Source organism: Metallosphaera javensis (ex Hofmann et al. 2022), from assembly GCF_022064045.1.
In the GTDB taxonomy this organism is placed as follows: domain Archaea; phylum Thermoproteota; class Thermoprotei_A; order Sulfolobales; family Sulfolobaceae; genus Metallosphaera; species Metallosphaera javensis.
The window spans coordinates 1-22,657 of sequence record NZ_JAKNCW010000015.1 but is presented as its reverse complement, the minus strand read 5'-3'; the positions used below and the strand labels follow the sequence as shown (position 1 = coordinate 22,657).

The following is a 22,657-nucleotide window of genomic DNA, read 5'->3' as shown; positions in this document are numbered from 1 at the left end:
ATTCTATTCAATCTTCTTCCCAGGAAATACTTAAAGTTGTCAAGATTAAGTATAAACATGTGAAAATAAGGAGGATGATTAAGGACCGGACATATAACGAATTTTTATCGGATCCGATTAACCGTAAACTTTTGGAGAAGGTGACCTCTCTTGAGAGCAAGATCCACGATCTGAGCAGACTGGTGAACCTGCAAGCCTATATGGAAGGTTTCACGTTTTACACCTCTTCCAGATACAGGGGCACACCAATAGATGTTATTCCTAGGGTTATCAGTTCAGATTTCTATCTAGAGGTATCAAACTATTTGATCAATAGGACCCTGATCCTTAACCGACTGATAAAGGAGGTCTATCAGGAGAAATCCGTGCCCATACCTGATTGGATAGTTAAGACCACACCCTTTTTCAAACCGGAAATGGTTGGGTTTTCTCCACCGAAGGGAATGTACGTCTACGTGAATGGGGCTGACATAGTGAGAATTAACGGAGAACCGTATATACTCGAAGACAATGTGAGGGTTCCCTCAGGAATAGCCTATGCATATAAGGCCTTTGAGTACGTTCAACGATTCTTATCCGATCTATCCGAAGGTTATGCCGTGAAGGAACCCTCTGGTTTGGAATACCTTTACGAGACCCTTCGCTACGCTAGCGGTAGCAAGGATCCCGTGATAGCGCTCTTAACTGATGGCCCCCTGAACTCAGCGTATTTTGAACACAGGTTCATTTCCGATAGACTGGGCATGGTGCTAGCCGAACCCAAGGATATAGGGGTGAAGCAGGGGGAAGTTGTGGTGAAGACTTTAGATGAGGGAGAGGTACACGTTGACGTGATATACAGGAGGATTGAGGACCTAGATGTCCTCACTCCAGAGTTGATGAAGGCATATCTCCGCGGATGGGTAACCATAGCCAATGCTCCAGGGGTTGGAATAGCAGACGATAAGGCCACCTTTGTATGGATACCATATCTCGCGGAGAGATACGGAATTTCCCTTGAGGGAGTAAGGCAACCGATCACCATTTGCCTTTACGAAAGGGATAACCTTCAGAAGGTGATTAATAACCCGGCCAGTTACGTAATAAAGAAAAGGGAAGGCTACGGAGGAATAGGTCTCTCCATAATGAAGGATGACAGTGTCAGCGTATTGAAGGAGCTAATGAAGGAGTATGAGAACTTCATAGCTCAGGAGGTTCTTGATTTCGACACTGTGGTCTCCGCAGTGGGGGACTCGTTCTACGAGACCTTTGCCGACTTCCGATTCTTCACCTACTACGATAGGGTAGCCACAGCTGTTTTAAGCCGTGTGGGTGTGGTAGGAAGTAGAGTTACAAACAATTCCTCTGGAGGGATGGTGAAACCGGTATGGATTACAGGGTAGTGTACCGAAGCATATATGAATACGAGGCAGACGTAATCGTGAACGAGAATACCACTAGGATAGTACCCTACGATGGTGATAATCAACGCCTTCTTGAGCACAAGGTAGATTCCATTCCACAAGGGTACAAGACATATTTTAGGGATATCTTCGATAACATAGTTTACAGAATAAAGGTCACGGAAGTTCACAGGAGACTGGAAATCTATTCTGACAGCCTAGTTAGGGTAGACGCCAAGGCCATAAGAGTTGACTACGGTTTTCCATTTGATTATGGATTCAATCAATTTCTCTTGCCCACAAGGCTTGTGGATCCCGAGCCCTTCCAAAAAATTGCCATTGAGCTGACAAAGGGAGCCAAGAGCTTAGGCGAGGTGATAGAGTCTATCGTGGAGTTTGTCAGGGGAAGAATAAAGTATAGCCCTGGAGCTACGGATGTCAATACCACGGCTTACGACGCATTCAAATTGGGTAAAGGTGTTTGCCAGGATTACACTCATGTCACCCTTGCCATTTTAAGGGCGTTGAAAATCCCAGCTAGATACGTCATGGGAGTTGTTAATGACACACCGAGGGCAACACATGCATGGGTGGAGGTAATGATGCCAGACGGTACATACGTTGACGTAGATCCGACTAGGAACAGATTTTACAATTTGGGTTATGTAAAATTCGCCATTGGAAGAGACTTCACTGACGTTAGTCCCGTCATTGGGAGCTTCGTGAGCTCTGGTAGAGGCCAACTGAAGAACGTCTTGGTTGAGGTGAGGAAAGTTGCTGACTAGGAGCATTGCCTATAGAATTTACTGGGCTGGAAGGTACTTGGAAAGGATCGAGAATATTGGCAGAATCTCGATCATTGCAATAAACAGTGGGATTAGCCTGGATTCCGTGGCCAAGGGATACGGATTGGAAGGCCAGAAGGAGCTTTTCGATTACATCAGAACCTCTTTCGAGTATCTCAGGGAAAATATAAGGAGCTTTGCGGGAGAGAGGCTGATGATTGAGGTCAATGAAATGGAGCTGAGGATTAATTCATCCAAGGAGGACTTGCTGGGTTATTTTAACGGTATCATCTCCAGTACTGTGAGTTTGGGAAACGCTTTGGAAAGCTATTTCAATGATAGAGGTTCCACTTTAAGGGTGAGATCACAGCAGGAAAATCAACCTGAAGGAGAGTAAAGAGCGGTGTAGTTAAGTCAAGAACAAGACTTAACCGTGTAATATCTCCATAGCCTTTATCCTATAAGATTTCAGAACACCCTTTTCTAGGTATCTTTCAATGATCACAAGTACTCCCCTAAATAGACCGTCCTGATACTGACTGCCTGGGTTGGCTATCTTAGTATCTCCAATCTTATCTGTGGAGGGTGATTCGTGAATGTGTCCATGTAGACCCAATAATGGTTGATATTTCTCTATTATATCTCGAACGGCCTGCGAACCCACATGAACTCTTTCCCTTTCCTTGTTCAATGCTAAATCCAGTTTCGTATTGAAAGGAGGAGCGTGCACATTGAGAATAGTCTCCTTAGGCTTGACCTTCTCCATTAACTTCTCTAATCTAATGTAAAGTGTGGAATCTGGAACTTCTCTATGCGTTTGAAAAGGTGTGGGATTTACGAAGCCCTCGCAAATCATTGTTAGATCACCCAATTGCACGATTTTCCCTTGACAAGTTTCAATATCGTATGATTTTAGTATCGAATCGAGCTCTAGAGGATCATCGTTGCCTAAATTCCATATCACGCTGAAGTTGGCGTACTCTGCTTTTTCCCTCTGAATTTTAACCCATTTGTCTACTTGTGCCTCCAATCTCTCGAGTACAACCTTCCTAAGAGCTTCTTTGTTATTTAGCACATAGTCAAATTCTTCCTTTGTTATTATTAGCGGCATTTTTCCTGTCTGGATGAAGTTTTCATGAATAGTCTCCAAGCTGACCCTTTTACCATCAAGGAAATAGCTTCCCCCATCACTCATAACAGGGAGAAAGTCCTTCGAGAACATATCCCCTCCATAAACTAAGTATGTTGCACCATAGATTTTGGCGGCATTTAACGACTTCCTAAAAGCTGTTTCCGATCCATGTATATCGCTTGTAAAGAGTATTTTCGTTTGATAAGGCATGATCTCTATACGTTTAAACTAAATTTAAGCTTTAAAGAAAAAAATCAAAAAATAATATAAAGTAATGACAGATTTGACTCTTGTAAACATTAAAAGAATAAAGATACTCCATGTTTCAACTAAACATCTTTAAAATAAACCATGTGGATGATCAAGTAGTTTCACCATCGTCTGTAGCTCGGTGGAATTGGATGAGAGGGTGGTGAATTTTTTCTCTTTCAAATTTTGATTAGATATTTCGAGGATCATTTAAAGAACGTCAAGGTAGACCCTAAATAGACCTGTTCAAAAGGAAGCTATCCTATTATGAACTGGTTTCCCTTCACTTTACCGTCTTCGAGTAGAATTAGTGTTGAGTGCAAAATTCCCTGATTAAATTCGCTTCCCGGATTGATTATGACGGTCTTACCTATCTTATCGAAAGCTCTAGACTCATGAATATGCCCATGGATCCCCAACATAGGTTGGAATTCCTCTATGATTTTTCGTACAGATTTAGACCCTACGTGAGTCATAACCACGTCTCCTCCCTTGACTACCGGTTTCAAATCAGGCGATAACATGGGTGCATTGTCCAAGGAGGTATTATAGGGTGGAGCATGAAAATTGAATATGGCTTTCTCTGGTTCGGAGATCTTCTCTGCCATCCTCCTTAGGTTGATCATGAGTTCTTCCTCAGACATTTCCCTAGGTGTTTTCCATGGAGTTGGATTCACGTAACCAAAGGAGATCATTTCATGACCTCCTACCTCTATGATATTACCCTCACTCTTCCTCAAGATATCACTCTGATCAATAATATCAAAAAGGAATGATGGATCGTCATTACCTAGATTTACAAAAATTGGAATGTTATTGCCTCTCAACTTCTCCTCAGCGATTTTAATCCATGTTTCAAGATTTTCCCTCATTTTTTCATTAAATATTTCCTCAAGTTTAGTTTTGTTTGATAGAAGTTCGTCATATTCTTCTTTCGACAAGATAGTATAATAGATACCTTTTCTTTTGAAATCAACAATTACGTTCTCCAGAGAACCCTTGGCGATCTCCTTTCCATCCACTAGAACGTAGCCATTTCCCTTGTCAATAATAGGAACTAGGGACTTGCCCGCTATATCTCCTCCTATTATGAGTGAACTTACTTTTTGCATTAACCCTGCGTTAATGAATTTTCTGAAAGCTGTTTCCGATCCGTGAAGATCTGACGTGAACAGAACTTTCGTCTTTTTCCTTTCACCTACGCTCTCATTATTTCCCTTTCTCCTAAATAGAGGCATGGATCGCTTAATTCTTAATAGATTAAAAGGTTTGTTTGTAAAAATCTATAAAATAAAGTATGGTAACCTCAGGAAGATTATCTAAAAATTAAAATGTTTTCTTGGCAACACGACAGACAATAAAAAGTTCGTAGTTGTACGGGTGTCTGCAGAAACTTAAGAGTTTTATTAAAAAACTTGATAAATACCCAGTTAGTAAAAAGATTAACATGATAAATACACGAACCGTTATCGCCCTATTGACCAGTAGAAGGTCAGTTCAATCTTGGATCATGTCCTCAGTATTTTTGAACCGGGAGAGTCATACACCTTGGACCGCTTCTTTCCCCTCCTTCCTTAATTATCTCATTTCCCTTGAATGTCACAACCTCTATCCCGGCTTCTTCCATCAGCTTATTGGTTAGTCTATTATGCTCGTACGCTATAATCTTGTTCTTTCCAACAACAATGATGTTACTTGCTAAGAGCCAATGTTCCCTCTCTTCGCTATAATATTCAGCGTTACCTATATTTACTACTCTCAAGTCCCTGCCAAGGAAATCTTTCATTACTTCACTGAGAACCCTGTTATCCCGAACAACCTCATTTCCCTTGTAAAGGTAAACCTTCGATCTATCCAAGAGGGACTTATAGTAAACTATAACATCCTGAGCTGGTACTCCCATAACTGTATCTAAGTGTCCTATTCCCTTGTTAGGATGAAGCTCTGGGGTATCGAGTTTCACTAGTATCGCCTCATCTATTTCTCCTATCTCCTTCAATTTAGGAATAACAAAGCTTAATCCCAGTCCGCTACTTCTAGTTCCAAATCCCATGAGCAGTCTTCCGTCCAGAGGAAAGAAGTCTCCTCCCTCAAAGTAGCCCTTTTCTGTCCTCAGTGTAAACTCTGGTTTCAATATCTTGGTAAACACTTCTGGCTCTCTCCTCCTGGATTCCCATCTCATCTTACCAGTCACATATGTTCGCCCTATAGCCATGCCTGGGTCTCTGGTAAACATTATATTTACCAGAGGCTTTACGCAGAACTCCTCATTTTCTGGAACTAGGACCTTAGCTTCTAAACTCTTAGCCTCCAGGGCAGTAAGCCCTGAAATTACTACATCGCTTAACTGCTCCTTGTCCAAGGACTCTACATCTATTTCGCATTCACTCGAGGCTGTCACCAAGTCCATTAACTCCTCTACTTTTAGCTTCCTGATCTCCTCTCTCAAGTTGATAATCTCGGCCCCGTTCTCCTTCAACTTTTTCACGAACTCGTCGTGTTCTAACCTTAACTCCACGGGGTCTGGGATCTCCGCGTATTGAAGTTCGTATAGCGTTTTAGGTGTTAACCTAGTCTTTTCGTTACCCGGAGTTGCCACAACCACCTTTCTCAAGGGACTGTACTCGGCTTTAACTTGGATTTGAACCATTATTGGGTCAGATGTGAGATGGTTTAAATTAATTCTTGTCGGATTCCCAAAAATTATACAATATTAAGGATGGAACTAGAAAATGATCCTTAAAAATAATTTGCTAAAAGAAGAGCTACAACTATTAACTATCAAATGAAATTACTTGGATCATCCATGATTAAAAAGTCAGAAAATGATTCCATTTTAGAGGTCAAAGACTGGAGATTCTAACGGGATAACTGAAAGTTTTTTAATTCAATTTATCGTTGATTAGACCTCTACTAAGTATTTTTAATATTTTCATTTATACTTCTAAAAAATTTTTATGATGAATTAAGAAGACCTTATAATGCAGATACCAAGATTTGAGTTCATGGCGAGTGGAAAAGAAGATCAAAAGATATCAAAGGGTTCCCTTTTTGCCAGGGAATCCTCGGGGTTAGTCAGAGAGATAAACTGGCTAACCGCCATGTTCATCAGTATGGGCTTCATAGCCTTCTACGTTCTCCCAATTTCCTACCTATCAGGCCTATCTGTTTCCCCCAACGGACTTGTGGTAATCGGTGCACTACTGAGTTGGATAGTTCTGCTCCCTCACGGTTATTTATGGACTAAGATAAGTGAAAAGTTTCAGAGAACAGCTGCAGATTACGTGTTCGCGAGCAGAGTATTGCATCCGGCAATTGGGGTAGGAACGGGTTTAGTCTTCGGCATATCTCAGATGATATTCGACGCTGCCATAGTTTATGATGGTGTTGGTCAACTACAGACTGGATTTTCCGCACTAGGAACAAATTTTGGAGGTTCCTTCACCTCAATAGCCACAACCCTAGGAGATCCCTTCATGATTCTCGCGATCGGAGCAGTTACGTTCACAGGCGTAATTGCAATAAATATCTTCCTACCCAAATACACAAATCAAATAATGGGAGGAATAACAATTATTGCTCTCATAACGTTCGTTTTAACAGGTATATTGATGCATTACGTTACCCCCACGTCCATAACCTCAGCTGGGTATGACTATAGCTCCATAGTAAAAGCAAGCTCTTCTGCAACACCTCTCTTTAGCAATCCCGTCTTAGCCACAATTGGTTTAATGGTATTTACAGCGAGCTTCCTTCCTTTTGTCAACGGAGCCACTTCTGTGGCTGGGGAGGTCAGAGGGGGAAGTAAGGCGTTCAGAATAGGGGTACTCGCTGCACTTGTAGTGGCAGGTTTATTGATAACTTTCTTCATTTCGTCTTCCGTTAGCACCCTCACCTCTAGCTTCTTTATAGGGGCAGGAGTCTTGGGGACAAATTATTCCAACTTATTAAATCCCATATTTGATGTAGTTGTGAGTTTCAGAAACTTACCGCTGGATCTCTTACTTGTAATAGGGTCCTACTTCTGGTACCTTGCCATAATGTTCGCTGTTGCGCTCTTCGTGTCCAGATATTTCATGGCTGTAGCCTTCGACAAAGCTCTGCCAACAGTTGTCTCATATGTTAGCGAGAGATATCACTCCCCTGTAGTCGCGCACCTGATCGATGAGGCGATAACCATAGGCAGCCTCACCGTAATTACTGTAACGCCTCTCAGTTCCGCCTTCTTTTATGGTATGGACACGGCGGACGCCATGGCCTTGCTGTTCGGTTTCATTGTGGTTATCCTAGCGTCCATTGTGGCGTTGATTAGGAGAAACGGGCTGGAACTCAAGGGGAACAGGACTGTGATACTAGGGATATCCATTGCCGACCTGGTGGTAATGAGCATATACGGTTTCTATTGGTTTGGAAATTCTACTATTTACCTAGGAATAACCATGAATCCACTTACTTGGTCAATAGTCGCATCTCCTTTCATTGCTGGGATTATCATTTATTTCGTAATGAGGTGGTACAGATTGAGAAAAGAGGGTATTGATATCAAATACTCGTTCCAAGAAATCCCACCGGAATAATGAAGAATTTTTTAATAACCTCTATTAACTTTTCCGTAGCCTCGCGACATTACCATAATTCCTGCCATGAATTGACATTGGCTCAAACCCTATTTTCTTAGCTGTTATATAACTTAAAGCAATGGAAACCAACGATATAACAGAAATTGAGAAATACCATTATAAAATAGATAATATTTAAACTATACTAACTCAGGTCAGGAAATAACCTGATATCTATTTAGTTATTACGTCCCCAGACTTAAAGAAAAGATGGAAAGTTTTCGAAAACTTAATCTTACTTTTAAAATGCTTTCATCAGGAATAGTCAGTATATTTTTTAGCTATTTATCAAGATCCCTCTCGAGAAAAAAATGAGAAAAATCCTGATCGGAATACTCGTAATTCCTCTCCTGTTAAGTTTAAGTGTTTTGGGAGCCACAAACTCCACTTTACAACAGTTGAACTCAACAGTAGCAGCTTTGGCTAACCATACAGCAGATTACCCTGCGGTGGCAGTTCCCTCCTGGTTAGATACAGGAAGCAACGCGTGGATGCTCACTGCGGCCACGTTCGTTGGACTTCAAAGCGTCCCAGGTGTTGCGCTTTATTATGCTGGTTTATCCAAGAAGAAGTACTCCATAAACAGCGCGATGATGGTCTTCTACGCCTTCGCTGCGGTCCTAGTGGTGTGGATGATAGCGGGTTACAACTTCGGATTTGGTAAGCCCCTCCTTGAGATTAACGGTTTCGGAATTCTAGGATCTCCGACGCCCGCGACTGCCGGGCTTTATGAGGGATCTCAGACCATTTACGGTCCCGGAAACACTCCGCTGGATATCCCCACCTCTACGTACATCTTCTTCCAGTTTGTGTTTGCTGCAATCACTCCTGTACTTCTGGCAGGAGGAGTTCTAGAGAGGATGAACTTCAAGGCATGGATGGTGTTCGTGCCCCTATGGTCCCTCCTAGTTTACAGCCCGGTTGCGTACTGGCTTTTCGCAGGAGGCTGGCTGAACCAGCTGGGTGCTGTGGACTTCTCTGGCGGATACGTAATCCACGTGGACGCTGGTGTAGGTGCCCTAGCGGCAGCGCTGGCCGTAGGTCCCAGGATGGCATCGGAGAGGAAGCTGGAGGCGCACAGCTTACCCCTCATACTGGCTGGTGCAGGATTGATCTGGTTAGGATGGGACGGATTCAACGGCGGTGACCCTGGAGGATCCACCATAGACGCAGCAATTGCTGTCCTCAACACCAACATCGCCACGGCTGTAAGCGCCATAACCTGGATGCTCATGGACATGAAGTTCTTTGGTAAGCCATCCCTCATAGGTGCAACCTCGGGCGCAATAACTGGGTTGGTGGCCATAACGCCAGCGGCAGGCTACGTGAACGGAGTTTATTCCATGTTAATAGGTATAGCCTCCGGCTCTCTGCCCTGGCTTGCCCTGTACAAACTGGAACCCAAGCTGAGGGTTGATGACAGTCTAGGTGTGTTCTCCACTCACGGCATAGCTGGAATAGTGGGCGGAATACTTACAGGTGTGTTCGCTGATCCCAACGTGACCAAATACGTTGACCCGGCCCTCGTTGGAGCACTGTACGGAAACGTGGCACAGGTGGGGATACAGGCACTGGGTGCACTGGTGGTATTCGTATATGACTTCGCGGTCACATACGGACTGCTCAAGGCCATAGGGCTCTTCATACCGTTGAGGGCGCCTCCAGAACAACTCAACGTTGGAGACTACGCTATGCACGGAGAGAGGGCCTATGCAGAGGCAGTGGTTGAGGGAAAGGGAGAGGAGATAAAGGAGGAAGTCAAGGAGAACAAGGAGGAAAAGAAAGACTAACCATTTTTTATGGACAATTTCATTCCTTTTGTTTTATCTCCTGTTCCAGAAACTCCCTGAGAACCACGGCATTGTTTCTTTCCCTATCCCTGGCGGAGAAAAGGAGAGTGACGTCGTGATCTCTTGCAATTTCCACTAGCTCTTTTGTGGCGGGATTCCCTCTCAACTCCTCAAGGTATCTCCTCCTGAACTCCTCCCACTTATCCGGCTCGTGATTGAACCATTTTCTAAGGCTGTCCGAGGGAGCAACGTCCTTAAACCATTTATCAATCTTCACAGAATCCTTCTTGAGGCCCCTGGGCCACAGCCTGTCCACCAGGATCCTTATCCCGTCGTCCCTCTCCACCTCATCGTAAACCCTTTTTATCTTTATCATGATAGATGGTGATGCCTAAGACGCTAAAAAAGATTAGTCATGGATACCAAAATCGAGCTGATTGTTTAGTTTCATAGGAGGAAGATATAATTAAGCCTCGCAGAGTTCAACATATCTTCATAACATCACTGGGGCTTACACAGAACACTACCATTGTGGTCATAAGGTTTGTTGTATATTTCGTATTGTGAGTTAACCCCTGGTATAACATCTTGTTTTCCTTAAAGCATCACTGAAAATGATGACTCTATTTTGATTATATCATATAGATCAACTAATTCCGATTCTTAATGGAAGCCTGAATGACTCGGAATTAAGCCTAACCTATGATTTCGTCTAGTTTCTTTGCGTTTTTTGTTTTTCCTAGTAATTCCTCATCGTAGGTGATCAGAGTGAGATTGTTTTCTTCAGCTACATAAACGTATGCGCTGTCGTAAAATGTTAAGTCCCTCTCAATTGCTATTTTTAATACCTTAACGTAGTCAATCTTGCTTATCAAATTGAATTTTTTTATTATATTTAGGAAATTTTCCATTGTTTCTACAGGGTCTTTTATTTTATTGCTAATTTTACTATCTTTCCATAAGACATTACCGATTTCATAAACTGTTAAATCCAAGATGTAAATGTTAGAAAGGAAGTCGAAACTTATTTTTCCCTTTAGTAATTCCATAATAAACGGATATAACGCTGAAGTATCGAAGAGATATTTATCTTTCATCTCTCGTTTCTCTCACGAGTTTTATCCACTCTTGTATTTTAACTTCCTTCATGTTTTCCACTATTATTTCTGCTGATTTCCTTATTTCCTCTTCTTCTCTTTTCTTTATTTCCTCTCCCAGGGCTTTTTCTACCACTTGTCTTATATCTATTCCTAATTCCTCGGCTTTCTCCTTTAACTGTCTTTTGACTCTAACAGAAATTACGTCAGACACAATTTTATATACGTTACTTGCGTATATAAAAATTACGTATACCTGAACACTGCTTATCATTGGAGCAGTTGACCGCATTGCAGTAATCTTTTGTCATTACTGCTTACTTTCTTGTCCTTGCAGAGTCAGTCTAAAAACGTTGAGAGAGTGCCCATCCCATAAAATTCGGCTTATTTGATTAAGAAGCAAAAAATAGTTCTATCAAGCTTGCAGGGCCATTCAGGTTTTCATTGTAAATTATAATTAGTTAATCTATAAGAGACAATTAAAATTGATCTATCATTTTGGTAATGCTTTAGGGGAACATGATGCCATCATGAGCAAACAACGATGGACCCGTAACAACTTCTCCTGGTTACATGTTGTGTTCCCCGTGTTTCCTAAGCACTGGCCCACGAACATGTTAAGGAGATAGAGAAGCTCGCGATGAGGGAGGTCAGCCTGGGGTGAGGGGTAAGAAGCTGAAGAGGAAGTATAGGAGTTGTGAGTTCTTGAAGGTTTCTCGATCGTGATGAAAAGCAGAAGGGCTGGGTTCGGGCTCAGGTGCATGAGCGTGAGGTCAATCTTGGCCTTAGCAGAATTTGGCGTATCTTCATTGATACACCAGAATGAAGATGCTATGTGCATCAGTAGTTTTGATTAATTTTCATCCTCTAATTTAGGTAAAAATTGGGCTCTGGAAAAATATACAAAGTATTAACGCTCAGGATGAAGAGACACAAAATTATTAAACATAGCTTACTATTTTTACTATATGTCAATTAAGCATCTCAGAGTAGATATTGAAGTAAACAAGCCCCTGGTAGTAACTCAGGACATAATTGAAAAATCTGCGAGGGAGGTCTTCAATCTAGATCTGCACCCTGTACTGATAGACAAAGATAACGTCGTTATTGTATCACTAAGACTAAATCGTGATAGTCCTGTAAAAGGGATGGACACAAAGAGATGCGAAGATTTTCTTCCCTTTATCTTTAAACTGATCAGGGATCTATCGTTAGCCTGGCAAGTGGTAAGGTTGTATGAGACTGTGACATATGAACCCGAGGGTGCAGTTGCAGATGGTGTAGTTGGAGGGACTGTTGGATCAACATCAAAGAAACCCGAGGTAGTTCTGCTCTTGGCTGTATTTGGAGGATTGGTAGGGTATCTATTGGGAGATGTGAATGAGAGGTTATCCAAAGACCTTTGCGAGTTCAGAAATATGGATGGAATTCCGGTAGTATATCATTACGCAGATTTATTGAATTACTAACAGTGGTATCTTAATGCCCTCGGATGATATCAAAAGGTCCTTAAATTCGGCTGACGAGTACTCTTTATTTTACATCAAGAGGAAGGAAAATCCTGATTACCGGCATTTTAATCTGGCTAATACTCACTGAGAGTTCCCTTCCTTCTAGACCTGTTGAAGGAGTAGAGATAGAACCCGCCTCCAAGAGGTAAAAGAACAGCGTTGAATAACAGAAGTACCTCCACAATACCCAGTACTCCTCCTATTCCATAACCCTCCAGCATGGTGAATCTGAGACCCTCAAGCGCCCAGGTCAGGGGAATTGCCAGGCTTATGTCCTTTATCCAGCTGGGCAACACGGTGACTGGAAATACCGTCCCTGACATCAGGGTTGTAAACGTGGAGAAGAAGAAGGAGATGGGGTTCCCCTGTTTCACAAGCATTGTGAAACCAGCGGATATCATGGAAAGCCCAAGGGCTGAAGAGAGGAGTAGCGCAAACACAATCAAGGTAGAAAGGACGTTCACGTGGAAGTCAACGTGAAGTAACTCCCCAATACCCAGGATAACTCCCGCATTCACGGAGTTGATGGTGAAACCCCACAGTGCCGAGTAGATCAGGAAGGAGAGAACCCCACCCTCTGACAGTACATAATACTCTATTGTCCCATACAACTGTTCGTTCCTGAGCCTCTGGCTTATGGTGGTTATGGTGGAGGAAACGTATCCCTGAAACGCGAGACCTATCACCACAAACGCTGTATAACTGGATATCCCGAAACTCTCAAGCTCCCCACCCAGAGAGGTGCCAACGAAGTAGTAAGTGAAAACGGGAAGTATCCACGAAAGGACGTTGAGCACCATCTGCGTCTTGTAACTGCTCCAGATCCTGAAGCCCCTCAGGTAAATGTACGCGTATAACTTGCTCAGGACGCCCATCTTCTCCACCCTCCACCCCCTCTGGATCTGTTGGTCGTGGAATCGACCTCGTCGGTGAGCGAAACGAAGACGTCCTCAAGAGTCGCAGGTTCCCTGCTCACCTCATCTCCCTCAACATTCATGTTCTCAGGAACTCTCAGGATGAAATATTGATCTGAGAGGCTCACAATATACTTCCTCAACCTAGAGTCCGGCATCTTTGTTCTGACAAGCTTCATTGTTCCCACTCTCTCCTTCAGCTCCCGTGGTGAACCGCTGGCTATCAATTTCCCCCTGTTCAGTATCACCACCCTGTCGGCCAGATCCTCGACTTCAACCATATTATGCGAGGTCATCAACACTGTCCTGTTCCTGCCCAGGGATTCCACAAGCCTGCGAAACTCCCTGGACGAGATAGGATCCATTCCCAGGGTGGGTTCATCCATCAGGATCACGGGAGGGTCGGTGATCAGTGCCCTGGCGAGGGCAAGCTTTCTGGCCATCCCCGTGCTATACTTCATGTAGGGAATATCCTTCCACTCCAAGAGACCAACCATTTCAAGGAGCTCCTTGGCCCTGGATCTGGCCTCGCTTAGTGAGAGACCCCTAATGGAGGCGAAGAACATGAGATTCTCCATTCCCGTAAGCCTGTAATAGAAGGCCCTCTCGCTCACCGTCATCACTCCGAGCAGTTTTCTGACAAGGTTGGCCTCCTTGACCACATCATGATTCTCCACCCTCGCCTCTCCAGCATCCGGAACTATTAGCGTGGAAAGTATCTTGATTAACGTGGTTTTCCCTGCCCCATTGTGTCCCACAAGCCCGCAGATTTCTCCCTTCCCCACCTGAAAGGATATCTCGTCCAGGGCACGAATTTCCTTGCCCTTAACGCGAAATGTCTTGGAGATTTTATCCACTTCAATCACTTCAGAATCGCCTCCATCTCCTCGAGTATCTTAACTAGCCTCTCCTTAAGATCGGGGGTCAACAGATCCCTGTTATCTAGGAGATATCTCACGTTGTATTCCAGATCACCCAGGGCAACCTCCAGACTGCCCTGGGGAGAGAGCAATCTCCTGCCCCTCTCCGTAATTGCATAATACCTCTGCGATTTCTCGTTCCTGGTAACGGCTATGAGACCCTCGCTCTCCATCTTATCGAGGGCGGGATAAACCGCGCCAGGAGACGGCCTCCAGATACCCTGGGTCACCCTCTCTATTTCCCTCATTATCTGGGCTCCCGTCATCTCGCCCCGGGACTCCAGGAGAGTGAGAATCAGGTTAGCAAGACCTCTCCTTCTGTGCCACTGGCCAGTCATAGATATCAATATTGATATCGGAAATATTAACCCTTATTTAGACTCCTCAGGCCTCAATACCATGTCCTGACAATCCGCGAGTTCTTCATGCCCTCCTTGAAGGCTACGTAAGTGATCAGGAAACCTATAGCTAGGGCCAGTGCGGCAATTGCAATAACGTCCACCACTGAAAAGTCGCTGCTATCAATGGATCTCCTTACGCTCTTCCAAGCTGAGAAGAATCCAGAGACGTACTCCCACGCGTCGAAAACAGTGGCCACAGCATCGTAAATGGTGATGAAACCAGAGGTCCAGCTATGGGTTCTTGAGAAGGCCATGGCTGAGGTTACGGTGGCGATGATTCCCCAGATTATGAACGTGAGGCCAAAAAAGAGGAAGCTGAAAGAGAAGAGGAAGGTGAAGGTGGAGAAGGATAGATAACCCAGATAGCCCAGGATCAGGGTCAGGGTAAGGAGGACCATGTAACCCATTGGGAGGAAACCTCCAAAGAAGTAGAAAATTGCACCAAGGGTTCTCCTGGCCCTATAGGTCTGTCCGGCGTTGTAGCTATTCCACAGGGATATCAGAATATCTATGACGATGAAGATGATTGAGATTATGAGCCCAAGATTCATGGGCCGAGATTCATGGTGAAGAATAAAAAACTGATCCAATTGCATCGTGGTGCTCTGTAAGATCATTGTTCTTCACCCCAAGGTCGGAGTTGCGGTGTCAATTATTTTCCAGTTGGGACTGCACCTTACCTGAGGCAAGTTCAAAGATATTTTCCACATAGTTCAATCTAAACCAATGGCCGATGTACCGAGAACCACGTTCGTCATAGGGCGGATTTTACGGACATTCAAAACTAAATAGACTATATAGAACTATGAGGAATATGAAGTTATATATTGATTATATACATAATTCTAAAAATAGTATAGAGTCCAAGCGCTATCATGAAAGATTTATTCAAGCCTCTAGACGAAAAGAAACTTTCCTTTTTTCACTTCAAGTCGCTAATAACCACCGGGATGGGAGTTTTCACGGATGGGTACGACCTATCCTCAATAGGTATTGTTCTCCTGCTAGTTTTATCAGAGTTCGGGGTAACATCCAAGAGTCCTGACTACGTATCCATCACCGCTGGGATCTCGGGATCGGCTCTCGCCGGTGCTGCCGTGGGAGCCATAATATTTGGCATCCTTTCTAACCAGGGTAGGAAGAAGTTTTACGGAATAGATGTGGGCCTCATGACCTTGGGTGCCCTCCTGCAGGCCTTCGTGACCGATCCAACACAGCTCATTATTGTAAGGTTTCTCCTGGGCTTGGGCGTAGGTGCCGATTATGTTTTATCACCCATGATCATGGCTGAACATGCCAACGCGAAGGATAGGGGTAAGATAATTGCCCTGGGATTCGGTCTGTTCTGGGGATTTGGAGCTACAACGGCTGCAATCCTGTATCTTGCTCTTCAGGCAGCTGGAGTTCCACCATCCCTTATCTGGAGAATCGTGCTGGCTGCTGGAGCCATACCCTCCGCGTCAGTAATCTACCTGAGAAGGAAAATTCCGGAAACAGCCAGGTTCCTGGGTAGAATAAAGGGAGATGTGGAGGGGGTTAAGGACGTTATAAGGGAAGTTACGGGAACTGAAGTTAACCTGAGTTCTAAGATAAAGGATGAGACCAGCTTCACTCAGTACATCAAGAGAAATCTGGGTCTTTTCATCTCGGCCATTATCCTATGGTTCCTGTTTGACATTGTTGCCTATTCGGGAATACTGTTCGGTCCTAGCATAATTGCGAACAGTTTGGGAATAAACTCGGGAGTGTTTCAGCTTTTGATTGAGGGAGGATTCACCGTACCAGGGGGAATTATAGCGCTCTCCCTAATTGATAGGGTTGGGAGGAAACCCTTGCAGGTTATAGGATTCGTGGTGATGGCTATATCGCTGGTGTCCTTTGCCTTCTACAAGAGTTATGCTGGAGCAACGTTCTCCCCTGTGTTAGCCTTCTTCCTGTATGGACTGCAGAACCTGGGATCTCAAGCAGGACCCGGATCCGTTTCTGCATCAGGTATACTTGGTGTGGAGCTGGCCCCAACCAAGGTGAGAGGGCTAGTTCAGTCTCTCACGGTGGCGGGAGGAAGAATAGGGGCAACATTGACCTCGTTTGTGTTCCCCTCGCTTTTCCAGCACTACGGAGAGTCGTTCGCTGTGTACTTTCTAGCTACCATAGCGGCAGTAGCAGCAGTGATCACATTCGTAGCAATACCCGAAACCAAGGGAAAGCCTTTAGAGGAGTCCTCAAACGAAGTAGTGATAAGTTCGTGAGGACTCCCTGAAACTTCACTTTTTCCCCAATGCCGGCTTCTCATTTAGGAAAGGGTAGCGTGTGAAGTCTCTGTCAAGTGACGTGTCCAGTTCTCTTTCGATTTGGTATTCGTAGAACCCTACAGGCCCTTAATTACAATAACCCTACACACAAGGAAAGGGTAATAATTTACAGGACCGGTAAATTCTTCTTGAGTTGGCTTTTGAGTTGGTAACGAGCCCAATCCTAATAGAAACTTTAATTGAGTCTGACTAATAATTAATCATGAAGACTGAAGTTAGATTGGGGAAAAAGTGTACGATCAGGATTCCGAAGGGAATAGTTGAGGAACTGGAGTTAAAGGAGGGATCGAAGTTCATTCTCAGGGTTAAGGGGGATCAAATAGTTCTTAAACCCATCAGGGACCCCGTATGGCTAGCACTTCACGGCGAGAAATTTGCCACCATCACCCATGAAGATGTGGAAAGGATCAGCACTGAGGAACAGTCCAGAGTTGAAAGGAAATAAGAATACTGCTGGACGTCAGCTTTAGAGCCTGCTCAGTTTGTTATGTAGTTCCAGGTTAAAGACTCCTTAAATGCACAACAACATGATGTAGCCCCAGCTTTATCCTGCCCATCCTGGGGGTTGAAGTTAGGAGAACTAGGAAGTTGCTGGAAAGGATATCTTCCCCCGAGATTTTCTACTCTGAGCTCTCACTCCTGGAATCCCTATGGGTACTCAAGAAGCTTAGCAGGACAGGAATGAAGGTCAACCCTAGGAGGGTTAGGGAGGGGCTCATTAGCCTCAGGTCTTTTAGAAGGGCAAGAACACCCTTAAGTGCTTTCCATAAAGCGTGGAAAAGCCGTGATAGGCATAACGACGCAATTGACCTTGTACTCTATTACACTGCCCTATCTCTTGGTATGAAGTTCCTGACTCTTGACTTAGAACTGGAGAAGCTAGATGACAAAAACGTGATAATACATAATCTTCCCAGCTAGTTCAAAATAGACGTAAAGAAATTAAAAACCGCCAGTGCGGTTGGTCTGCTACTCCTCTGTTCGGCCGTCATATCCTTGAGGAATCTCACCACCGCGGAGTCCAGCCCGACAGTTTCAAGAGGAGCATAGTCCCTTAGCCTGTATATTGACCTATCTATCTTCTCTCCCTGAAGCATTCTCTCCATGGAGGGGATCATGGGATCATTTAGGTACCTCCTCGTTAACAGGAAATATGCCATAGCTCCCAGGGAATATATGTCGTCCCTTGGATCAATCCCTCCCTGCCTGGTGGAGGCTAACTGCTCCAGAGAGGAGTACTCCAGGGTGATACCGGGAGGAATCCCTCCAGCTTTCACCGCAGAACCGAGGTCGGCCAGCTTGGGGTTAACCTCCCTTCTCCTCATCCTCTCGTAGATTTCACCCGCGGTGGGAGGCGGTTCCCTATCCAGAAGAACGTTTGTCGGTTTCACGTCGCAGTGAACGTAACCCTTTTCGTGGATCTTGATCAAACCGCTGGAGATCCTAGAAATTATGAGGAACACAACCCTCTTCCAGGAGTCCGAGTAAAATAGCGCGTCGTCTCTAACCAGTTTACCCACTGATCCACCTGCCATGTACTCCATGACTATCATGGGAGGGTATTCCAGGTAGTACCTGGGCTCAATCAGAGCTTTTCTCAAGGTATCCCTATCCAAGTGGACTCCCACAAGCTTAACAAGGTAAGGTGAGTCGCTGAGGTCAAGGAGGGCGCTCTGCTCCTTGAACAGGTTATCCAAAACGCTGATTACATTTCTGGTGAGACCACCGGAAGGGGACTGCACTAGCTTTGGCACCTTTAACGCAACAATACCTCCAGGGGAGGAGGCCTTCAGGACATAACTGAATCCTCCCTCACCCAGAACACCCTCCACCCTGTACCCGTAGAGATCCCTTCCAACCCACACTTCTGGATCCCAGCGGTCCAGGGATAGGGTCAAATCCACATTCATAACTGATCTCTTGCAGATCCCTGAGATGCATACCTCAACTTCAGCCACTCCCCCACGAGTTAGATCAACCCTATACTCTCCTGGACCTATGTGCGATGGTACAAGGGGGTTACCATCCACCTTCACATTGATCATATCTGGTTCCTTAGAATAACCTAAAACCTGAATCAGGAGATAATTTTTCTCCTGAACTAGAGAAACGTCAAAGTCCACAAGAGGTACTTCCTCGGTCTTTACGACTGGTATCCCCCTATAGCTCGCCGTCACAACCAGTTTATGGATGCCCTTAGGCGAGCTTAACTTGCAGATATAATTTCCACGGGAACCTGTGGGTAGACATGAGACCAGCTTTCCATCCCATGTAACCATGAACCGATCTACGTCGACTGGCACCTCCGCGAACAGAAACCTCTCTGAAAACGAGATGTGAATGGTGACGTCATAAAGGTTCCCAACTTTCCTTGGGGTCCAGCCGATCCTTGATATCAGCACGTGATAAAGTTGGACCAAGTTAAATTTAGCCTTATGCCGTGCTCTCCACCGTCGTATTCCTCACTTCGTTAAGATCGTGAAGGGGCCTAAGAACCTCCCTGAGTATTTCCGTGTCGCCCCTCAATATACGTACGGCCTCAAAGGTGGAGATCTCTATCTTGGTTATGGAGTCAGATACCCTTAATCTCCCTGAGTTGGTTAACACGAACTTACTTCCCACCGTATACTCCTTTTTCTCGTGCTCCACTGTCCTCACCTCAGAGAGTAGATTAACCTCATCATCGCTTTCCCTGTCATCGTTCATGAGCTTAACCTGACCCAGCACTGCCTGCCCATCCTTTATGAAAAATATCCCCACCACCATGAACTTTCCGTTGGCCTCAACCCTCTTCCCCCTGGGATGAACGTAAGTGATACCCATCTCTTTACCTTCCGCGGATAGGATCTCCCTCAGTAACTTCTCCATCTCCCTGGAGTCCTCTTCAGGGTTCTTCAGGGAATGGGAACTCCTCAACCTCTCCTTGAGGCACTCCAGGTTCTCCCCGCACTCCCTCTCAAAGTTCTCTACCTGCGACTTCATGTACTGTAACATGGAGCTAACCGTGTTTAGCTCTCCTCCACTCCACAGGGAATAGATGATGGGGAAAAGATCCTCTGCGAGGGGGTGACAATAAGCATCTATTATCTCCTTTATATCATCCTGAGTTAAGACGGTATCAAGGGAGACCCTGCTTTCGTCCAGCCTTCTCCTCACAGCCAGGTCTGTGACCCTGCTGTACGAGTCCGTGGGAATGGCCATTATCACGGGAATGCCAAGGCCAGCGTTTATAAGCCTGTGAATCTTGGGAATGTGGGAATCCCTAACCTCATCCACGAGAAGATTCACCTCAGTGAGGGTCTTGAGGTCCATGAGGAATCTCAGCATTCCGTCGAAATCCTTCGTGTAGTTTAGGCAGAACAACCTGAGGTGAAGATCGTCGTACTTGTTGCAGACCTTGAGTAACCAATCCTCAAATTTTACGCTCATCAATCTCTTGAGGAAACCGTAACCCAGTTTACTACCCTTGCTCCTGAGAGCGGGTAGGACCAGTTCCCTGACCCTGAATTGGTCAACCTTTCCCCAGAACTCATCCTCAATCTCCGCCTTACTTGCCAGATCGAGGAAGAAGGTGAAGCCCTGTGCTTCCTCCTGGGTCTTTCTGAGAATGGTGGTCTTCCCCATTCCAGGTTGCCCTATCACTGTGGCTACATCCTTGTTCTTAAGGGCGAGCAGGGTCTTCTCTAGGTATCTCCTGTAGGTGGGACCGGCTAGGACTACGTTCCTTGCGTTCCAAGTGGTTACAGTGACCTTTGGTACATTGCAAATCATGTTCTTACCTCTTCTTCTTCACAATTCCGTAAATGGAACCCTTTCTCACGTACCCCTCCTCTCCACCTGCAATCAGATCATAATGGTCCTCTATGTGATCGCGGAGTGCGGAGTAAAACTCTTCCTTTCCAAGGCCCATTTCCACGCGAATTGCCTGCAGATGGGCGTAACCCAGGTTGTCCCTCACCCTTTCATAGATCTCGTCAAAGGAATCCGCCCTTGCCTTACTTCTCTGAGAGAGGGACTCGTGAAGTTTCCTGACCTCATCCCTCAGGCTGGAGATCTCCAGGAGTACCAGGTCCAGTTTGTCCAGAGAAGGCTCATATCCCTTACCTCCCTTTATCTGGACCGATCTAATCCTTCCCTGATCTTCAAGCCTCTTAAGGACCTCGTGAAGTTGATCCTCCTGAAATTTCTTCTTCAACTTGGATAATGTAACCGGTTTGCCGTCGTAAAGCCTCTGAATCTCCTTGAGCACGTCACTGTCCTGAAGCATGATAGATAGCTTCACGGAAATATCTTAAATACCGGGGTACGTGGTATTACTACCTGAGGGGTTGTGAGCACTATTTCTTGACGGTCTCAGGTAATCCAAGAACAGAACCCAGCACCAGAATTGACGAGACCAATAACGATATTCCCAAGTCATCCTTCAGTCCAAAGGGCATCAATAGAACTAGACTGACCCCGAATCCTCCTCCCACGAGCCTACCAAGGAAAAACACCACGTTGGTTCCTGTGGCCCTAATTTCGGGAGGGAAGATTTCGCTCATCCAGATTCCAAAGTAGGCAAAGAAGGAGGATCCCACCATGAGCATGATGAGGGATATACTCAGTAGAGTAGAATTGAGGGTGAGCAATATTGCCAGGGAGAAAAGAATTGATATCCCTATGAAGAGAAAAGTGGTCCTCTTCCTTCCTATCCTGTCAGAGATTCTGCCAGCCAGAGTAAAGGCTATCATGCCAACCAGCAACGCGATGGAGAGCACCAGGAAGGCGTTAAGCTTGAGGGAAGACAGTAGGGTGAAAGAGAGTGAGACCAGAGGTACCACAAAGAGAAAAGATCCTATGGCAAACAGGGAACCCAGAATCACTATCCTGAGAACGTTAATCCTGCCAGTACTGGATCTACTTTTCCACTTGGATTCGGGGATCAGAAACCAGAGTACAAATGAGAGTAACGAAGCTAGCCCCAATGTTAGAAAATAGGTGTCTAGGTTTGTGAAAAGGAATGCCCATATCAGACCCAGGAGGCCTCCCATGAAGTATAACCCTTGCATGATACTCCCCACAAATCCCCTGTACCTGGGAGGGGAGAGCTCTGCTGCATATGCATAACTGATACCGTTTTCTCCGTTAACCCCAAACCCAATGAGAAACCAGATGGCGTAAAGTAGTGACAGGTTCCTTACAAGGACGTTCAGTAAAAGAGGGAACGTGAACAGTGCAATGGAAACTAGAAGGGAAAATTTCCTGCTCCATCTATCTGCTAAAATAGACAGTGCGACTCCTCCTATGGATCCACCTATCCAGCTCAAGGGAACCGTGAAATAGACTCCCTGACCATAGACGGAGGAGATGGAAGGTAATACGAAACTGATTGAGTAAACGGAGAGAGCAGCAAGGAGAAAGATCAAAAGGAGAGAGATGATAGCCTTCAACATAATGATATAAAGAGATGGCGAGGAAATAAGTTTGGTGAGCTACCCCGCCCTGAACGGTACTCCCCAAATTCAGTTTATGAAAAAATCACTAGAGCTTTATTTTAGACTGG

The 22,657-nt window shown here is 45.0% G+C and carries 23 protein-coding genes; 9 read left to right on the top strand and 14 right to left on the bottom strand.

Annotation, left to right across the window (positions count from 1 at the left end; translation table 11 throughout):
* Nucleotides 1-140 precede the first annotated feature (140 nt).
* The 3 genes from L3N51_RS09395 to L3N51_RS09385 are packed head-to-tail and all read left to right on the top strand — an operon-like array spanning nt 141 to nt 2,564.
* Nucleotides 141-1,382: a circularly permuted type 2 ATP-grasp protein gene (locus L3N51_RS09395; protein WP_238026934.1), complete on the top strand. Its 1,242-nt coding sequence runs from the start codon at nt 141-143 to the stop codon at nt 1,380-1,382.
* Nucleotides 1,367-2,167 (top strand): transglutaminase family protein, encoded by an 801-nt coding sequence (locus L3N51_RS09390; RefSeq protein WP_238026894.1) that lies wholly within the window; start codon nt 1,367-1,369, stop codon nt 2,165-2,167. Before L3N51_RS09395 ends, L3N51_RS09390 begins: the two co-directional genes overlap by 16 nt.
* Nucleotides 2,157-2,564 (top strand): alpha-E domain-containing protein, encoded by a 408-nt coding sequence (locus L3N51_RS09385; RefSeq protein ID WP_238026893.1) that lies wholly within the window; start codon nt 2,157-2,159, stop codon nt 2,562-2,564. Before L3N51_RS09390 ends, L3N51_RS09385 begins: the two co-directional genes overlap by 11 nt.
* Before the next feature lie 30 nt (nt 2,565-2,594).
* Here L3N51_RS09385 and L3N51_RS09380 read toward each other — a convergent pair whose 3' ends face one another.
* From L3N51_RS09380 to L3N51_RS09370, 3 genes are all read right to left on the bottom strand, one after another.
* Nucleotides 2,595-3,509 carry a metallophosphoesterase family protein gene (locus L3N51_RS09380; protein ID WP_238026892.1) on the bottom strand — a complete coding sequence of 305 codons (915 nt, stop codon included), beginning with the start codon at nt 3,507-3,509 and terminating at the stop codon, nt 2,595-2,597.
* 296 nt (nt 3,510-3,805) lie between these two features.
* Entirely contained in the window at nt 3,806-4,786 is a 981-nt protein-coding gene (locus L3N51_RS09375; RefSeq protein WP_238026891.1) for a metallophosphoesterase family protein, read from the bottom strand.
* A gap of 278 nt (nt 4,787-5,064) precedes the next feature.
* Nucleotides 5,065-6,198 carry an arginine deiminase family protein gene (locus L3N51_RS09370; RefSeq protein ID WP_238026890.1) on the bottom strand — a complete coding sequence of 378 codons (1,134 nt, stop codon included), beginning with the start codon at nt 6,196-6,198 and terminating at the stop codon, nt 5,065-5,067.
* A gap of 331 nt (nt 6,199-6,529) precedes the next feature.
* On the opposite strand from L3N51_RS09370, the gene L3N51_RS09365 reads away from it, so the two are divergent.
* Both L3N51_RS09365 and L3N51_RS09360 read left to right on the top strand, forming a co-directional pair.
* Nucleotides 6,530-8,125, top strand: coding sequence for an APC family permease (locus L3N51_RS09365; RefSeq protein WP_238026889.1), 1,596 nt, complete (start codon nt 6,530-6,532; stop codon nt 8,123-8,125).
* Between the two features lie 353 nt (nt 8,126-8,478).
* Nucleotides 8,479-9,957: an ammonium transporter gene (locus tag L3N51_RS09360; protein WP_238026888.1), complete on the top strand. Its 1,479-nt coding sequence runs from the start codon at nt 8,479-8,481 to the stop codon at nt 9,955-9,957.
* Nucleotides 9,958-9,976: 19 nt separating this feature from the next.
* Here L3N51_RS09360 and L3N51_RS09355 read toward each other — a convergent pair whose 3' ends face one another.
* The 3 genes from L3N51_RS09355 to L3N51_RS09345 all read right to left on the bottom strand — a co-directional run bounded on the left by L3N51_RS09355 (nt 9,977) and on the right by L3N51_RS09345 (nt 11,268).
* Nucleotides 9,977-10,333 carry a DUF488 domain-containing protein gene (locus L3N51_RS09355; RefSeq protein WP_238026887.1) on the bottom strand — a complete coding sequence of 119 codons (357 nt, stop codon included), beginning with the start codon at nt 10,331-10,333 and terminating at the stop codon, nt 9,977-9,979.
* A 319-nt stretch (nt 10,334-10,652) separates the two neighbouring features.
* Complete coding sequence (locus L3N51_RS09350) at nt 10,653-11,054, bottom strand: type II toxin-antitoxin system VapC family toxin (RefSeq protein ID WP_238026886.1); 402 nt, start codon at nt 11,052-11,054, stop codon at nt 10,653-10,655.
* A complete protein-coding gene (locus tag L3N51_RS09345) occupies nt 11,044-11,268 on the bottom strand; it encodes a type II toxin-antitoxin system CcdA family antitoxin (RefSeq protein ID WP_238026885.1) in 225 nt (74 codons plus the stop codon). Before L3N51_RS09345 ends, L3N51_RS09350 begins: the two co-directional genes overlap by 11 nt.
* Nucleotides 11,269-12,022: 754 nt before the next feature.
* Here L3N51_RS09345 and L3N51_RS09340 point away from each other — a divergent pair.
* Nucleotides 12,023-12,523, top strand: a complete 501-nt coding sequence (locus L3N51_RS09340; RefSeq protein WP_238026884.1) for a hypothetical protein — start codon at nt 12,023-12,025, stop codon at nt 12,521-12,523.
* A gap of 116 nt (nt 12,524-12,639) precedes the next feature.
* Here L3N51_RS09340 and L3N51_RS09335 read toward each other — a convergent pair whose 3' ends face one another.
* Genes L3N51_RS09335 through L3N51_RS09320 form a run of 4 tightly spaced genes read right to left on the bottom strand, consistent with a single transcriptional unit; the run spans nt 12,640 to nt 15,351 of the window.
* On the bottom strand, nt 12,640-13,440 hold the full coding sequence (locus tag L3N51_RS09335) for an ABC transporter permease (RefSeq protein WP_238026933.1): 801 nt from the start codon (nt 13,438-13,440) through the stop codon (nt 12,640-12,642).
* Nucleotides 13,428-14,345: an ABC transporter ATP-binding protein gene (locus L3N51_RS09330; RefSeq protein ID WP_238026883.1), complete on the bottom strand. Its 918-nt coding sequence runs from the start codon at nt 14,343-14,345 to the stop codon at nt 13,428-13,430. Before L3N51_RS09330 ends, L3N51_RS09335 begins: the two co-directional genes overlap by 13 nt.
* Nucleotides 14,342-14,737: a PadR family transcriptional regulator gene (locus tag L3N51_RS09325; RefSeq protein ID WP_238026882.1), complete on the bottom strand. Its 396-nt coding sequence runs from the start codon at nt 14,735-14,737 to the stop codon at nt 14,342-14,344. The genes L3N51_RS09330 and L3N51_RS09325 overlap by 4 nt, the downstream gene beginning before the upstream one ends.
* A 53-nt stretch (nt 14,738-14,790) precedes the next feature.
* Nucleotides 14,791-15,351: a hypothetical protein gene (locus L3N51_RS09320; protein WP_238026881.1), complete on the bottom strand. Its 561-nt coding sequence runs from the start codon at nt 15,349-15,351 to the stop codon at nt 14,791-14,793.
* Between the two features lie 324 nt (nt 15,352-15,675).
* Here L3N51_RS09320 and L3N51_RS09315 point away from each other — a divergent pair, with 324 nt between their 5' ends.
* From L3N51_RS09315 to L3N51_RS09305, 3 genes are all read left to right on the top strand, one after another.
* On the top strand, nt 15,676-17,049 hold the full coding sequence (locus L3N51_RS09315) for an MFS transporter (RefSeq protein ID WP_238026880.1): 1,374 nt from the start codon (nt 15,676-15,678) through the stop codon (nt 17,047-17,049).
* A 265-nt stretch (nt 17,050-17,314) separates the two neighbouring features.
* Nucleotides 17,315-17,557 carry an AbrB/MazE/SpoVT family DNA-binding domain-containing protein gene (locus L3N51_RS09310; RefSeq protein ID WP_238026879.1) on the top strand — a complete coding sequence of 81 codons (243 nt, stop codon included), beginning with the start codon at nt 17,315-17,317 and terminating at the stop codon, nt 17,555-17,557.
* Between the two features lie 101 nt (nt 17,558-17,658).
* On the top strand, nt 17,659-18,033 hold the full coding sequence (locus tag L3N51_RS09305) for a PIN domain-containing protein (RefSeq protein WP_342765759.1): 375 nt from the start codon (nt 17,659-17,661) through the stop codon (nt 18,031-18,033).
* Here L3N51_RS09305 and L3N51_RS09300 read toward each other — a convergent pair.
* From L3N51_RS09300 to L3N51_RS09285, 4 genes are read right to left on the bottom strand one after another with little or no spacing between them, the layout of a single operon-like run.
* Nucleotides 18,030-19,514, bottom strand: a complete 1,485-nt coding sequence (locus L3N51_RS09300; protein ID WP_238026877.1) for a protein kinase domain-containing protein — start codon at nt 19,512-19,514, stop codon at nt 18,030-18,032. The two genes, L3N51_RS09305 and L3N51_RS09300, sit on opposite strands and share 4 nt — an antisense overlap.
* A gap of 31 nt (nt 19,515-19,545) precedes the next feature.
* Nucleotides 19,546-20,883 carry an ATP-binding protein gene (locus L3N51_RS09295; RefSeq protein ID WP_238026876.1) on the bottom strand — a complete coding sequence of 446 codons (1,338 nt, stop codon included), beginning with the start codon at nt 20,881-20,883 and terminating at the stop codon, nt 19,546-19,548.
* A gap of 4 nt (nt 20,884-20,887) precedes the next feature.
* Nucleotides 20,888-21,394, bottom strand: coding sequence for a hypothetical protein (locus tag L3N51_RS09290; RefSeq protein ID WP_238026875.1), 507 nt, complete (start codon nt 21,392-21,394; stop codon nt 20,888-20,890).
* A 55-nt stretch (nt 21,395-21,449) separates the two neighbouring features.
* A complete protein-coding gene (locus L3N51_RS09285) occupies nt 21,450-22,547 on the bottom strand; it encodes an MFS transporter (protein WP_238026874.1) in 1,098 nt (365 codons plus the stop codon).
* Between the last annotated feature and the right edge of the window lie 110 nt (nt 22,548-22,657).

Bases quoted from the DNA above. Each gene is read 5' to 3' on its own strand.
- L3N51_RS09320 (WP_238026881.1), bottom strand. From the start codon at position 15,351: ATGAATCTTGGGCTCATAATCTCAATCATCTTCATCGTCATAGATATT.
- L3N51_RS09315 (WP_238026880.1), top strand. From the start codon at position 15,676: ATGAAAGATTTATTCAAGCCTCTAGACGAAAAGAAACTTTCCTTTTTT.
- L3N51_RS09295 (WP_238026876.1), bottom strand. From the start codon at position 20,883: ATGATTTGCAATGTACCAAAGGTCACTGTAACCACTTGGAACGCAAGG.
- L3N51_RS09325 (WP_238026882.1), bottom strand. From the start codon at position 14,737: ATGACTGGCCAGTGGCACAGAAGGAGAGGTCTTGCTAACCTGATTCTC.
- L3N51_RS09285 (WP_238026874.1), bottom strand. From the start codon at position 22,547: ATGTTGAAGGCTATCATCTCTCTCCTTTTGATCTTTCTCCTTGCTGCT.
- L3N51_RS09365 (WP_238026889.1), top strand. From the start codon at position 6,530: ATGCAGATACCAAGATTTGAGTTCATGGCGAGTGGAAAAGAAGATCAA.
- L3N51_RS09355 (WP_238026887.1), bottom strand. From the start codon at position 10,333: ATGATAAAGATAAAAAGGGTTTACGATGAGGTGGAGAGGGACGACGGG.
- L3N51_RS09375 (WP_238026891.1), bottom strand. From the start codon at position 4,786: ATGCCTCTATTTAGGAGAAAGGGAAATAATGAGAGCGTAGGTGAAAGG.
- L3N51_RS09370 (WP_238026890.1), bottom strand. From the start codon at position 6,198: ATGGTTCAAATCCAAGTTAAAGCCGAGTACAGTCCCTTGAGAAAGGTG.
- L3N51_RS09340 (WP_238026884.1), top strand. From the start codon at position 12,023: ATGTCAATTAAGCATCTCAGAGTAGATATTGAAGTAAACAAGCCCCTG.
- L3N51_RS09350 (WP_238026886.1), bottom strand. From the start codon at position 11,054: ATGAAAGATAAATATCTCTTCGATACTTCAGCGTTATATCCGTTTATT.
- L3N51_RS09380 (WP_238026892.1), bottom strand. From the start codon at position 3,509: ATGCCTTATCAAACGAAAATACTCTTTACAAGCGATATACATGGATCG.
- L3N51_RS09360 (WP_238026888.1), top strand. From the start codon at position 8,479: ATGAGAAAAATCCTGATCGGAATACTCGTAATTCCTCTCCTGTTAAGT.
- L3N51_RS09390 (WP_238026894.1), top strand. From the start codon at position 1,367: ATGGATTACAGGGTAGTGTACCGAAGCATATATGAATACGAGGCAGAC.
- L3N51_RS09310 (WP_238026879.1), top strand. From the start codon at position 17,315: ATGAAGACTGAAGTTAGATTGGGGAAAAAGTGTACGATCAGGATTCCG.
- L3N51_RS09335 (WP_238026933.1), bottom strand. From the start codon at position 13,440: ATGGGCGTCCTGAGCAAGTTATACGCGTACATTTACCTGAGGGGCTTC.